General features: G+C 71.4%; 10 protein-coding genes and 2 pseudogenes. 5 read left to right on the top strand and 7 right to left on the bottom strand.

What is annotated here, in order from left to right; translation table 11 throughout:
• Window positions 1-64 precede the first annotated feature (64 nt).
• From ABZ738_RS01535 to ABZ738_RS01550, 4 genes are all read right to left on the bottom strand, one after another.
• Window positions 65-898 (bottom strand): carbohydrate ABC transporter permease, encoded by an 834-nt coding sequence (locus tag ABZ738_RS01535; RefSeq protein ID WP_131051540.1) that lies wholly within the window; start codon window positions 896-898, stop codon window positions 65-67.
• A 156-nt stretch (window positions 899-1,054) separates the two neighbouring features.
• Window positions 1,055-2,062 (bottom strand): sugar ABC transporter permease, encoded by a 1,008-nt coding sequence (locus ABZ738_RS01540; protein ID WP_131051541.1) that lies wholly within the window; start codon window positions 2,060-2,062, stop codon window positions 1,055-1,057.
• Window positions 2,063-2,176: 114 nt separating this feature from the next.
• Entirely contained in the window at window positions 2,177-3,481 is a 1,305-nt protein-coding gene (locus ABZ738_RS01545) for an extracellular solute-binding protein (RefSeq protein WP_131051542.1), read from the bottom strand.
• Window positions 3,482-3,662: 181 nt separating this feature from the next.
• Window positions 3,663-4,424 carry a maleylpyruvate isomerase family mycothiol-dependent enzyme gene (locus ABZ738_RS01550; protein ID WP_131051543.1) on the bottom strand — a complete coding sequence of 254 codons (762 nt, stop codon included), beginning with the start codon at window positions 4,422-4,424 and terminating at the stop codon, window positions 3,663-3,665.
• Between the two features lie 70 nt (window positions 4,425-4,494).
• Here ABZ738_RS01550 and ABZ738_RS01555 point away from each other — a divergent pair, with 70 nt between their 5' ends.
• The gene (locus ABZ738_RS01555) at window positions 4,495-5,577 is read left to right on the top strand and encodes a UDP-N-acetylmuramate dehydrogenase (RefSeq protein ID WP_255446595.1); all 1,083 of its coding nucleotides are present in this window, start codon (window positions 4,495-4,497) and stop codon (window positions 5,575-5,577) included.
• A 112-nt stretch (window positions 5,578-5,689) separates the two neighbouring features.
• Here ABZ738_RS01555 and ABZ738_RS01560 read toward each other — a convergent pair whose 3' ends face one another.
• Window positions 5,690-6,505, bottom strand: a complete 816-nt coding sequence (locus ABZ738_RS01560) for a class I SAM-dependent methyltransferase (RefSeq protein WP_357210294.1) — start codon at window positions 6,503-6,505, stop codon at window positions 5,690-5,692.
• 327 nt (window positions 6,506-6,832) lie between these two features.
• Here ABZ738_RS01560 and mshA point away from each other — a divergent pair, with 327 nt between their 5' ends.
• The 4 genes and pseudogenes from mshA to ABZ738_RS01580 form a co-directional block, all read left to right on the top strand.
• The gene (mshA, locus tag ABZ738_RS01565) at window positions 6,833-8,185 is read left to right on the top strand and encodes a D-inositol-3-phosphate glycosyltransferase (RefSeq protein WP_131051545.1); all 1,353 of its coding nucleotides are present in this window, start codon (window positions 6,833-6,835) and stop codon (window positions 8,183-8,185) included.
• Between the two features lie 131 nt (window positions 8,186-8,316).
• Entirely contained in the window at window positions 8,317-8,880 is a 564-nt protein-coding gene (locus ABZ738_RS01570) for a YbjN domain-containing protein (protein WP_236145575.1), read from the top strand.
• A 280-nt stretch (window positions 8,881-9,160) separates the two neighbouring features.
• A pseudogene (locus tag ABZ738_RS01575) lies at window positions 9,161-9,430 on the top strand (hypothetical protein); the annotation flags it as partial.
• Between the two features lie 702 nt (window positions 9,431-10,132).
• Window positions 10,133-10,516 (top strand): annotated as a pseudogene (locus tag ABZ738_RS01580) (hypothetical protein); the annotation flags it as partial.
• A 388-nt stretch (window positions 10,517-10,904) separates the two neighbouring features.
• Here the strand turns inward: ABZ738_RS01580 and ABZ738_RS01585 are convergent.
• Complete coding sequence (locus ABZ738_RS01585) at window positions 10,905-12,227, bottom strand: MFS transporter (protein WP_357210297.1); 1,323 nt, start codon at window positions 12,225-12,227, stop codon at window positions 10,905-10,907.
• A gap of 75 nt (window positions 12,228-12,302) precedes the next feature.
• Window positions 12,303-13,610, bottom strand: a complete 1,308-nt coding sequence (locus ABZ738_RS01590; protein WP_357210300.1) for an MFS transporter — start codon at window positions 13,608-13,610, stop codon at window positions 12,303-12,305.
• Window positions 13,611-13,633: the final 23 nt, after the last annotated feature.

Here is a 13,633-nt window from a genome sequence, read left to right on the forward strand (position 1 = left end):
ACTCCGCTTCGCTGCATGCCTGCCTGAGCCACCCTGTGTTGATGGCTCGCTCGCTGACGCTCGCTCACGCCTTCACCGCACCTTCCATGATCCCGCCGATGATCTGGCGGCCGAACAGGACGAATACCAGCAGCAACGGCAGCGTGGCGATGGCCGTACCGGTGAACACCTGGGACATGTCCTGGTAGTAGCCGTCGGACAGGGCCCGCAGCGACAACTGCACGGTGGGATTCTCCGGGTCGTTGAGCACCGCGTACGGCCAGAGGAAATCGTTCCACGTGGTCATGAAGGTGAGCAGGCCGAGCACGGCGGCGGCCGGCCGCAGTGCCGGTACCACCACGTTCCAGTAGATCCGGGCGGTGCCGCATCCGTCCACCCGGGCCGCCTCGATCAGCTCGGTGCTGACCGCCTGACCGGCGTACTGACGCATCATGAACACGCCGAAACCGGTGACCAGGGCGGGCAGGATCACGGCGGGCAGCCGGTCGTTCAGGTTCAGTTTCGTCATCAGGATGTACAGCGGAATGACGCCGAGCTGGGTGGGCACCATCATGGTGGCGATGATGACCATCAGCATCGCGTTACGGCCCCGGAACCGCAGCTTGGCGAAAGCGAACCCGGCCAGGCTGCAGAAGAACACCACCGAGACGGTGACCGTGGTCGCCACGATCGCGGAGTTGATCAGACCGGTCAGGAAGTAGGCGTCGGTGTTGTCGAAGAGCCGGGCGATGTTGGCGCCGAGGTTGCCGCCGGGCGTCATCGGTGGCGGCAACTGCCCCATCGCGTCGCTGCTGCGGCTGGCGACCACGAACATCCAGTAGATCGGGAAGAGCGACATCACGGTGGCGGCGATCAGCGCGCAGTACGTGAGCGGGCTGGCCCGCCAGAGCCGGCTCATCGCGCCACCTCGCTTCGCTCGGCGTCGCGACGAGGCCCCAACGCGCTGCACCGAATGATTCGCTCGCTGCGCTCGCTCATCGCGCCACCTCGCTTCGCTCGGCGTCCCGACGAGGCCCCAACGCGCTGCACCGAATGATTCGCTCGCTGCGCTCGCTCATTGCGGGCCTCCCTTCCGCCCGCCGATTTTCGGGCGGGCACCGGCCCCGAGCCGGCGGATGATCAGTACGTTGATCGCCGCGACGATGGCGATCAGGGCGAAGAGCAGCCACGCCACCGCAGAGCCGTAGCCGAAGTTGTAGTAGGGCGCGAACGCGTTCTCGAACATGTACATGGTCAGCGTCTGCGACTCGCGCATCGGGCCGCCCCGGATCGCGTTGGTGCCGGAGTGGAACAGCCGTGGCTCGGTGAAGAGTTGGAGCCCGCCGATGGTGGAGATGATGACGCAGAAGATGATCGTGGGCTTGAGCAGCGGCACGGTGACGGCCCAGAACTGGCGGGCCCGGTTCGCGCCGTCGATCGCCGCCGCCTCGTACAGGTCGCGGGGGATGGCCTGCATGGCGGCCAGGAAGATCAGCGCGTTGTAGCCGGTCCAGCGCCAGTCGACCATGGCGGAGATGGCCACCCAGGAGGCGAACCGGTCGGACTTCCACCCGATCGGGTCGAGGCCCACCAGGTCGAGCATCCAGTTGACCATGCCGAACTCGCGACCGAACAGCACCCCGAAGACGATCGCCACGGCGGCCGTGGAGGTGACGTTGGGGACCAGCACCGCCATCCGCCACCCGGTCCGGAAGCGCAGGTGCCGGTTGAGCAGGTTGGCCAGCCAGAGCGCCAGGAGCAGCTGCGGCACGGTGCTGATCACGAAGATGCCGAGCGTGTTCACCACCGAGTGCCAGAAGTCGCTGTCGACCAGCAGCTGGGTGTAGTTGTCCGCGCCGATGAAGGTGGGATCGGTGCCGAGCAGGTCCCAGTCGTGCAGCGAGACCCAGAAGGTGTACGCCAGGGGCCACGCCCCGAAGATCGCGAAGATCACGAAGAACGGGGCGATGTAGAGGTAGGGCGAGTACTTCGCGTCGATCCGGCTCAGCCGGCCGGACCGGGGCGGGCGGGTTTTCCGCGGTGCCGGGGTGGCCGGCGGGTGCGCGTCGAGCTGCAACGCCATGACCCGTGACTCCTTTCCACGCCCCCGCCCCGCGCCGATCCAGGTTCGCCGTCGCGTCGACGTGGACGCGTCGGGTCCGGTGGATCGGCGACGGGGTGGGGACCGTCGGGCCGGCTACTTGGCGGCGGCCTTCTTGGCGTTGGCGATCGCGTCCTGCCACCCCTGCTCGGGGTTGCGCTGTCCCAGCTCGACGGTGCGCACGGCGTTCTCGACCTCGGTGCGTACGGCCTGGTTCTTCGGGCCCATGTAGACCGGCTTGAGGGTCTTGGCGCCCTCGCCGAAGATCCGGCCGACCGGCGCGCCGGAGAAGTACGCGTTGGTGGCCTCGGTGATGGCCGAGTCCTCCAGCGCCTGCGGCGACGACGGCAGCGGGCCCTTGGCCTTGAAGGCGCCGATGTGGCCCTCGGCGCTGGTCAGGAACTTGACCAGCTTGATCGCCTCTTCCTGGTTCTTGCTCTGGCGCGGCACGGCGAGGTGCGAGCCGCCCCAGTTGCCGCCGTCACCGGGCACCCGGGCGATGTCCCACTTGCCGTTGGCCTCCGGCCCGGCGTTGCCCTCGATCACCCCGGTCATCCAGGCGGGGCAGGCGATGGTGGCGAACTTGGACTGCTTGAAGGCGGAGACCCACTCGTCGGACCAGGAGCCGTACTTGCCGGACAGCCCGGCGTTGATGATCGCCATGGTGGTGTCCCAGGCCTGCTTCACCGCCGGGTTGCTGTCCACCACGAGGTTGTCGCTGGTGTCGTAGTAGTGGTAGCCCTGCGCGTTGCCGGCGGTCTGGAGCACGATCGTGTTGAACGTGTTGGTCGCCGCGTCCAGGAACGCGGCACCGGTGTTCGCCGCCTTGAACTTCTCACCGGTGGCGATGTACTCCTGCCAGGTCGGCCAGAGCTTCGAGACCTCTTCGCGGTCGGTCGGCAGCCCGGCCTTGTCGAACAGGTCGGTGCGGTAGCACATGGCCATGCCGCCGACGTCGGTGCCGAGGCCGATCAGCTTCTGGCCGTCGGCGGTGAGCCCCTGGTTCCACTTCCACTCCAGGAAGTTGCCCTTGAGGTCGGCGGCACCGTGGTCGAGGAGGTTGACGAAGTTGTCCGGGTTGGCCTTGTACTCGACCATCAGACCCTCTTCGATGGCGACCACGTCACCGGCGCCCTTGCCCGCCGCGAGCCACTGGGTCAGCTTCGGCGAGTACTCGTCGAGGTTGCCGCCGGTGCCCCGCTCGACGATCTTCACGCCGGGGTTGGCGTCCATGTACTGCTTGTACAGCTCCTCGTAGCCGAACTGTCCGAAGACGTCGACGGTGAGGGTTGTCGTGCCGTCCTCGGCGTCGTCGCCGCCACCGCAGCCGCTGGTGACGAGCAACGCGCCGACGGCGGCCAGGGCGACCGCAGCGAGGCGGTGGCGCGGGAAGGTGCCCATGGTCTGGTGACCCCTCTCAGGTCGGGGTGGTGGTGGATTAAGTCCAGAGAGCGCTCTCACGAAGCTTGCGGTCCGCCCTCGATCGATGTCAAGAGAGCGCTCTCTCGGCGAGGTCACAGAATGGCCACGGGCGGCCCTCCCGATCGGAAGGGCCGCCCGTGGCGTGTCGGTGCGGTGGGGCTCAGGCGGCGCGGATCCCCTCCAGCAGGGCGCGGTCGCCCGCCACGGTCAGGGTGTCGAAGCTGACCCGTCCCCAGAGCGCCAACAGCAGGTCGCTCGCGGTGGCGTTGACGTGTACCCGGGCATGGTGGTCGTCGTGGTCGAGGATGGTGCCGGTGTCGAGCAGGGCCACCCCCTCGCCGCGCAGCCGCAGATACCACTCCTGGGCGGCGTCGCTCGCGCTCAACCGCACCACGCCGCGCCACTCCCCGGTCGCCGCCCGCCGACCCGCCGGCAGCCAGGTGTCCAGCACCTCACTCACCCCGTCGGCCGCGAGCTTGGCCTCGACCGGTTCGCCGGCGGCGATGGCGAGCTGGGCGTCCCAGCGGTGCACCGCGGTCTCGTGGGCCATCCGACGCGGCCAGAAGCCCGCCTTCTTCGGCTGCGGTGCCCAGTTCCACGCCGGAGCCTCGGGGTCGAGGGCGTCGAAGAGGGTCATCAGCTCGTCGTACGCCTGCTGCCACTGCGCCGCCGCGGTCACACCCGGCACCGGCTCGACCGGCTGTGCCCGGCGCTCCGGTGCGGTCGTCCCGCCCGAACCCACGATCGCGTGCGCCCAGCGGTAGACGCCGGCGAGATGCAGGGCCAGGTCGGCGACCGTCCAGCCGGGGCAGGAGAGCACGGGTGTCTCAGGCGGGGCCTCGGCCACCGCAGCGGCGAACGCCGGCCCCTCCGTCCGAAGCGCGCCGATCCAGAAGTCCTTGCTGCCCTGCAATCTGCTCATCGCCATCCTCCCGGGGGTGACCCGGCCACCAATGGGTGCCGCGGCTACCCACCAGCCTAGGGTGAAAGGCGTGTTCGACGCCTACGCCCAGCCGACAGTCGCCACTGAACCCGCCAGCACCGGCGATCTGGCGCAATACACGACATTACGCTTGGGTGGCCCGGCTCGCCGGATCGTCACCGCCACCACCGAGGACGAGATCGTCGCCCGGGTACGCGAGGCGCAGGACGACGTTCTCCTGCTCGCGGGCGGTAGCAACGTGGTGGTCGGCGATGCCGGCTTCCCCGGCACCGTGGTCCTCGTCCGGTCCCGGGGACTGCGCGTGCTCGCCGAAGACGAGGCGAACGTCACCGTACGCGTCGAGGCCGGCGAGCCGTGGGACGACCTGGTCGCCGCGACCGTGGCCAACGGCTGGTCCGGGTTGGAGTGCCTCTCCGGCATCCCCGGCTCGACCGGAGCGACCCCGATCCAGAACGTCGGGGCGTACGGGCAGGAGGTCGCGGACACCATCGTCGGCGTACGCGTCCACGACCGGGTCACCGGTGAGGTGACCACGGTCCCCACGGTGGACTGTGGCTTCGCCTACCGGGCCAGCGTCTTCAAGTACAGCGAGCGGTTAGTGGTGCTCTCGGTCGACTTCCGACTGACCCGCTCGCCGCTGTCCGGCCCGGTGCGCTACGCGGAACTGGCCCGGACGCTCGGTGTCTCGGTCGGCGACCGGGTGCCGGCGGCCCAGGCACGCGCCACCGTGCTGCGGCTGCGCGCAGGCAAGGGCATGGTGCTGGACCCGACCGACCCGGACACCCGCTCGGTCGGCTCGTTCTTCACCAACCCGGTGCTGGACACCGCCGGCTACGAACTGCTGCGGCAGCGGGCCGCCGACATCGGTGAGCCACCGGCCTGGCCGGGCGCCGGGGACCGGGTCAAGATCAGTGCGGCCTGGCTGATCGACAAGGCGGGCTTCGGCAAGGGCCACCCCGGCCCCGAGGGCGTCGCCATCTCCAGCAAGCACACCCTGGCGCTGACCAACCAGTCCGGCACCGCCAGCACCGACGCCCTGATCACGCTGGCCCGCGAGATCCGCGACACGGTCGAGGCCCGCTTCGCCGTGACGCTCCACCCCGAACCCGTCCTCGTCAACTGCACCATCTGACCCCGCACCACACCCGCACCCGCCCGCCGCGCCGCGCGGTCGTCGGTGGGTGCGGCCGAGATGTAAGGAAGGGACCCTTCCTATACACGAGGCGTTAGTAGGGGACCCCTCCTTACACGTGTCCCTGCCCGCGGCCTCGCGGGGCGACGGCGGGCCAGGGGATCGTCAGCTGGCCCTGACGCCACTCGCGGGGGCGGCGCAGCACGGGCCAGCCCTGGGTGCGGACCGTGGAGACCGCGCGCAGCCAACGTTGGCGCGGGCCGAAGGGGGCGTAGCCGGCGGCAGCCCGCCAGGCGTCGTCGAGAGCCCGGATCAGGTCGTGGATCGGCTCGCCCGGCACGTTCCGGTGGATCAGCGCCTTGGGCAGCCGTTCGGCCAACTCGGCCGGACTCTCCAGGGTGGTCGGCCGGGCGGCCAGGGTCAGCGTACGAGGGCCGGTGGAGTCGAGCAGGATCCAGCTGCCCAGTCGGCCCGGCTCGTCGCAGGTGCCCTCCACCAGCAGGCCGCCCGGGGCCAGCCCGGCGAGCACGGTGGCCCAGGCGGCGGCCACCTCGCTCTCGTCGTACTGCCGCAGCACGTTGAAGGCGCGGACCACGGTGGGCCGGAGCCCGGCCAGCTCGAAGCCGCCCCGGGCGAAGGTGAGTCCGGGCGGGTCGGCGGCGGGCTGGGCGGCGTCGACGCGTACCGGATCGATCTCCAGCCCGACCACCCGCACGTCGCTACGGACCCGCGCGGCCAGCCGGGCGCGCAGCTCCACCGCCGTCACCGGCGTGGCACCGTACCCGAGGTCGACCACCAGCGGGTCCGGCGCGGCCCGCAGCGCGTCCGCGCAGTTCTCCACCATCCAGTTGTCCACCCGGCGCAGCCGGTTGGGATTCGTGGTGCCCCGGGTCACCACACCGAGCGGCCGGGATGCCCGCGTCGCCATCGTGCGAACCGGCTCAGCTCGCCCGGTGGACCCTGGGCCGCGCTGCCGGTGCGACGAGGAGGCGGCGGCCCTCGTGAGCCGGTCGACGGGCGGTGGCCGCGCCGACCCCGCTGGCGGCTCCGGTGACGACGGCGACACGACTCATCCGGCCATTCTCGCCTCTCCTGCGGTCGCCGGAAGCGGCACCCTGGTGATGAGGTCGGTCACGCCGGGGCACCTGGACGGCGTATTTCCGGCCGCCGATCGGGAAGATGACATCCGGCGTGGAGGTTGACGCAGGAGCGCCGGTCGTGCGCGACGGCATCAACCGTGGCAAAGGGAGCGGACGTGGCGGAAATGCACACCGGTGTAGGACGTCAGCGCGGTGCCCTGCCGTGGCCCCGCCCCCGGCGGATCGCGACGCTCTCGGTGCACACCTCACCCCTGCACCAGCCGGGTACCGGCGACGCGGGCGGTATGAACGTCTACATCCTGGAGGTCGCCCGGCGGCTCGCCGAGGCGGACGTGGCGGTGGAGATCTTCACCCGCGCCACCTCCGGCGACCTGCCCCCGGTGGTGGAAGTCGCCCCGGGCGTGCAGGTACGGCACGTGATGGCCGGTCCGCTCGAAGGACTGACCAAGGAGGAACTGCCCGGCCAGCTCTGCGCCTTCACCGCCGGAGTGCTGCGTGCCGAGGCGGCCCGCCCACCGGGCCACTACGACCTGATCCACTCCCACTACTGGCTCTCCGGCCAGGTCGGCTGGCTGGCCAAGGAGCGCTGGGGCGTACCGCTGGTGCACACCGCGCACACCCTGGCCAAGGTGAAGAACGCGCGGCTCGCCGCCGGGGACCGGCCGGAACCCAAGGCCCGGGTGATCGGCGAGGAACAGGTGGTCGCCGAGTCCGACCGGCTGGTGGCCAACACCGAGGTCGAGGCCCGGGACCTGATCGACAGGTACGACGCCGACCCGACCCGGGTCGCGGTCGTCGAACCCGGCGTGGACCTCGACCGGTTCCGGCCGCTCTCCGGCGACCGGGAGGCCGCCACCGTCGCCGCCCGTACCCGGCTCGGCCTGCCCGTCCAGGGCCACCTGGTCGCCTTCGTCGGCCGGATCCAGCCACTCAAGGCCCCGGACGTGCTGATCCGCGCGATCGCAGCGCTACGTGACCGGGACCCGGTCCTGGCGCAGGAGGTGGCGGTGGTGATCTGCGGCGGTCCCAGCGGCAGCGGACTGGACCGGCCCACCGCGCTGATCGAACTGGCCGCCACGCTCGGTGTCACCGACCGGGTGCACTTCCTGCCGCCGCGCACCGGCGCCGACCTGCCCCTGCTCTACCAGGCAGCCGATCTGGTCGCGGTGCCGTCGTACAACGAGAGTTTCGGGCTGGTCGCGCTGGAGGCCCAGGCCTGCGGTACGCCGGTGGTGGCCGCCGCCGTGGGCGGTCTGGTGACCGCCGTACGCGATCAGGTCAGCGGCGTACTGGTCCGTGGGCACGACCCCGTCGACTGGGCGCGTACGCTCGGCCGCCTGCTGCCGGACCGGGCCGGCCGGGCCGAGCTGTCCGTGGCGGCGGCTCGACACGCTCGCGACTTCTCCTGGCACCGCACCGCCGCCAGCCTGCTGACGGTCTACGGCGAGGCGATGGCTGCCCACCGTGCCCGCCTCACCGCCGAGCTGACCGCGTCCCGCTCCTGGTAGCGGTACCCGCGAGAGCTCGCACCCTGCGTGTAAGGAAGGGACCCCTGCTAACGCCTCGTGCATAGCAGGGGTCCCTTCCTAACACCTCGGCGACCCGGCGTACGCACAGTGCCGGCCGTAGAGTTGATCCGATGAGTGACCTTGGGGCCCTGATCGAGTCGGTTTGCGCCGAGCGGGAGCTGGACTGGGAGTCCACCGGTCCGGGGTCGTACGCGGTGACCCTGCCCGGCACGCACAAACTCAAGACGGTCTGCAACCTGATCGTCGGCGAGCACGCGTTGCGGATCGAGGCGTTCGTGATGCGCCAGCCGGACGAGCGGCGCGAGGAACTGTGGGCCTGGCTGTTGCAGCGCAACGCCCGGATGTACGCCGTGTCGTTCTCCGTCGACGCGTCCGGGGACGTCTACCTGACCGGCCGGGTCAACCCCGCCGGTGTCGACGCCGACGAACTCGACCGGCTGCTCGGCGCGGTGCTCACCTACGCCGACGAGTCCTTCGACACGATGCTGGAAATCGGCTTCGGCAGTTCGATCCGGCGGGAGTGGGAGTGGCGGGTCAAGCGGGGTGAATCCACCGCGAACCTCGCGGCCTTCGCGCACCTGTTCGAGCCGTCGCCGCAGCAGGTCGAGCCATCATCGCAGGACGAGGTGTCTCCGCAGCCCGAGCCGTCTGCGCATGGCGAGGCACAGCCGTAGCCTGGCGGGCCCTCCTCACCACTGCACGTCGAGCTGTCTCCGCAGCCCGAGCCGTCTCCACAAGGCGAGACGTCCCTGCGGGGCGAGCCGCAGCCGTACCGGGGTGAGGGGTGTCCGCAGGGCGAGCTGTCGCCGTAGCTGAGTGCGTCCCCGCAGGGGGCGGGTCGTCCGGCGACGACCGGGGATTCGGATCGCTTCTGGCGGGTAAGCCGCCGCACCGCGCGGTGCGGCGTTCGGGACCCGCCGCGCCGAGACCAAGTGTCGAGGAGCGTGAGCGTCCATGGCTCAGCGAAGCAGCTCGGGTCGCGGCGGGACCGCGACCAGCACCACCCGACGGAGCAGCAGCAGCGGACGGATGTCGGAGTCGGAGATCTCGCAGATGCGGGCGGAGGACATCCGGGGCCAGTTGCGGCGGTACGGCGTCTCGGGCATCTCCGCGTTGCGCAAGCCGGAGCTGGTGAAGGCGCTGGCGAAGACCCTGCGGTCCGGTGGTGCCGCCCGTCGCAGCAGTGGTCCGGCCGGTCGGGCCAAGGCCACGAAGGCGTCCGGTACGCGGCAGACCACGTCGTCCCGCATCGCTCCGGGCCGGGCGAAGGCGGCACCGGCTAAGCGCGCAGCGTCGGCCCGGAAGGCGACGACCGCAACGACCCGCAAGGCGGCCACCGCCCGGAAGAGCACCAGCGCGGCCCGGAGCACCACCTCGGCCCGCAAGACCAGCACCGTGGCCGGCAAGGCGACCACCGCCCGCAGGGCGACTCCGGCCCGAAAGGCCACGCCCGCCCGGAAGACGGCCACGGCCCGCAAGGCGACGACCGCCCGCAAGGCGATTCCGGCCCGGAAGGCGACCACGGCCCGGACGACCACGACGGCCCGCAGGACCACGTCGGGCCCGGCGCGAAAGACGACCACCGCCCGCAAGACGACGTCGGCCAGCAAGGCGACGACAGGCCGCAAGACGACGTCGGCCAGCAAGGCGACCACCGCCCGCAAGGCGCCGTCGGCCAGCAAGGCGACGGCAGCCAGCAGGGCGACGGCAGCCGCCAAGGCGACGACGGCCCGGAAGACGGCCACCGCCGGTAAGGCGACGACGGCCGGCAGGACGACAGCGGCCCGGAAGACGACGGCGGCCCGGAAGACGACAGCGGGCCGGAAGACGACGGCGGGTCCGGGCCGGAACACGACCGGTGCGGCCCGCACGAGCACGGCCCGGAAGGCCACGTCGGGCCGGTCCGGGGCGGCGAAGGCCACGTCGTCGCGGGGCGGGGCGGTGCGTACCGGTGGGTCGACCGCGCGGTCGGTCCGGTCGTCGCAGGTCATCTCCTCGGTGCAGGACCGGCCGGAGCGTCCCGGTCGCAGCCTGGTCACCACCGACCACGACGTGATCCGGCGGTGGGCCCAGGCGCGCGGTGCGAAGCCGGCGACCATCAACGGTACCGAGCGGGACGGCCGGGCCGGGGTGCTGACGTTCAACATCCCGGGTTACCGGGAGAGCAGCCGGATCCGCGAGATCACCTGGGAGGAGTGGTTCCGCACCTTCGATCTGCGGAGACTGAACCTGATCTTCCAGGAGCAGCTGCGGGACGGTCGACCGAGCAACTTCTTCCGGACGGAGTCACCCGATCGGGAGGACGGCTGAGGTTTGCGGGAATCTCGGTCGGGTACCCGCTGTTGGCGCCGAGCAGGGGCAAACACGCAGCTCAGGGGACTCCAACTGCGCGTTGTGACGGGCGAGACAGCCGTTCGAGTTGAATCGCCCCCGCTGGCCGAACTAGCTTTATTACACCGCGCCACGCTCGGAAACGTTCGGGGGAGCGGCGGATCGATCAGGTCCGTGCACCGAGTGGGGTGTCGGGGGACGGGTGGATCAACACCGTTGGGGGACGGTGCCCCACCTGTTTGGACCGGCGGCGTGAGCGGGCGTCGCTTACGGGGGTGAGTGCCGCCCGCCGCCGCCGGTCGTACGACGCGAGTGCCCGGTACGCCCCGCGTACCGGGCACCACGCGTTCTCGGGGCCGGCCGTGTCTCAGGATGCGGCGGCGACCGAGGTGCCGACCGGCTCGGCCGGGGCCCGCCGCAGCGCGGCCACCCGGCGATCCCGGGCCGGGCCGGCGAGCAGGTGGCCGCCGGCCGCCGCCAGCCCCAGCGCGCCGACGATCAGCCAGTGCCCGTCGCCCCACTGCTGGAGGCTGAAGCCGCCGAGCGTCGGCGCCACGAACGACGCCGCCGGGAAGGCCAGGTAGAACACCGACTGGTAGCGGGCCCGCAGCGCCGGTGGGGCCAGGTCGGCGTTGATCTGCGCGTTCGGCGGCGCGGCGAGCATGGAGCCGACCGTCCAGACCACGCAGGCACCCAGGTAGAAGGCGAGGCCGTCGGCGAACGCCAACGCCCCGAAGCCGACCGCCAGCAACGCCGTGGAGACGGCGAGGACGGTGCCCTTGCGGTGCCGGTCGATGAGCCGGGGTACGAAGAGTTGCCCCAGCACGATCAGCACCCCGCCGAGAGCCACCACCGAGCCGTACGCGGAGGGGCCGAGCCCGTCCGCGCGCATCGCCAGCGGCATGATCGTCGACGCCTGCATGGTCAGGACCGCCAGCACGAAGGTCAGCCCGACGAAGACCAGGAAGTGCCGGTCGGTGAGCGCGGTGTGCAGCCCGGGGCGGCGGGTACGTCGCCGGACGGAGGTCGGCGGCGGTGGTGCCGTACCCGCCGGTGGTGTGGACCTGGCGGGCATCGTCTCCGGGACCTTCCACGCGATCAGCAGCGCGGTGGCCAGCGTGGCGGCGGCGTCCACCAGGAAGAGCGCGACGTAGCTCGCCTCGGCCAGCAGTCCGGCCAGCAGCGAGGCCACCGCCATGCCCAGGTTGAACGCCCAGAACTGGAGGTTGAAGGCGCGCGAGCGGCGGTGTTCCGGCACGACGTCGACGATCGCCGCGACGAACGCCGGGCTGGGCATCGAGTGCGTCACGCCGACCAGCAGGGCGAGCGCCGCGATGACCGCGAGGTGCTGGCTCAGTGCCAACGCGACCATCAGCCCGGCGGTGACCAGGTGCGCGGCCACCAGGGTCGACCGGCGGCCCCAGCGGTCGGCCAGCACCCCGCCGAGCAGTACCCCGATCGCCCCACCGGCCCCGTACGCCCCGACCACCACCCCGGCCAGCGACGCGCTGGCTCCTCGGGCGGCGGTCAGGTAGAGCGACAGGAAGAGCATCGCGAACGCGCCGGCTCGGTTGATCAGCAGCCCGGCCCAGAGGTACCAGAAGGTGGCGGGCAGTCCACCTGCCGTGTCGGCGAGCCAGCGGCGCGGCCCGGTGGCCGTACCGCGCTCGTGCTGGTCTGCGGCCCGCACCCCGACCTCCCGATCTGTTCGGTTACCTAACAGATCTTGCCCGAGCCGGTCGGAGGGGTGGGACGAGGGGCGGACTCAGCTCCGGGTGGTCGCCACCGGCTCGGCCGCCTGGGGCGCCGCCGGCTGCGGTGCGGTCGACTGGACGGTCACCACGGGGGCGGCACCGGCGGTCCGCAGCGCCAGCGCACGCCGTTCCCGGGCTGGCCCGGAGACCAGGTGGCCGACCGCCATCACGGCACCGATGGCGGCACAGCCCAGCCAGAGGGTGGCGTTGCCGGCCTGCTCCCGCACCAGGCCACCGAGGATCGGTGCGGCGGCTCCGGCGAGCTGCCAGGAGAGCGAGAAGACGCCCTGGTATCGGCCACGCAGCTCGCCGGGGGAGAGTTCGGCGATGAGGGTGGCGTTGGACGGCGAGTTGAGCATCTCGCCCAACGTCCAGATCAGCACGGTGAGCCCGAAGAACCAGGCCACGTCGGCGAAGGCGGTCAGCCCGAAGCCGACGCCCATCACCACCGCCGCCAGGGCGAGCACGTGCGAGCGGTTGCGGTCCCGGATCAGCCGGGGTACGAAGAGCTGGCCGGCGACGATGAGGACCCCGTTGAGCGCGATCACCGAGCCGTACGTGGCGGGGCTCAGGCCCGAGTCGGCCATCGCGATCGGCAGCATCGAGATGTGCTGGAGGAAGACCAGCGCCCCGAGCAGGTTCAGTGCCACGAAGCCCAGGTACACCCGGTCGGTGAGGATGGTGCGCAGGGCGCCGGGGCGCTTGCCGTCGCGGGGCATCCCCACGCTCACGGTGCGCGTCTCCCGTACCCGGATGAAGATGATCAGTGCGGTGACCAGTGTGGTCGACGCGTTCACCACGAACAGCAGCAGGTAACCGGCCTGGGCGGCGAAGCCGGCCAGCACCGCCGCGCAGGCGAAGCCGAGGTTGATCGCCCAGTAGTTGAGCGAGAACGCGCGCAACCGGTCCCGCTCCGGCACGACGTCGATCATCATGGCGCCGAACGCCGGCCGGGCCGCCTCGGCGAAGAGGCCGAGCAGCAGCGCTCCCGCCGCGAGGGTCGACAGGTCCCGGGCGAAGCCGAGGGCGAGCATCATGGTCGCCGCGCCGAGGTGGGCGGTGAGCAGGGTGGGTCGCCGTCCCCAGCGGTCGGTGAGCGTACCGCCGGCGGTGGTGCCGACCGCGCCGCCGACGCCCCACGCGCCGATCACCAGGCCCGCCTGGGAGGCCGAGAAGCCGCGTTCCTGGGTCAGGTAGATCGCGAGGAAGACGAGGACGAACGAGCCGAGGCGATTGATCAGCGTTCCGGTCCAGAGGTACCAGAAGGTCGTCGGTAGACCGCCTGTGGTGTCCCGGAACCAGCCCCGTATCGCGCGCACCTGGGCGCACCCCCGTTTCGGTA

Source organism: Micromonospora sp. NPDC047793, assembly GCF_040642635.1.
Classification (GTDB): Bacteria; Actinomycetota; Actinomycetes; order Mycobacteriales; family Micromonosporaceae; genus Micromonospora.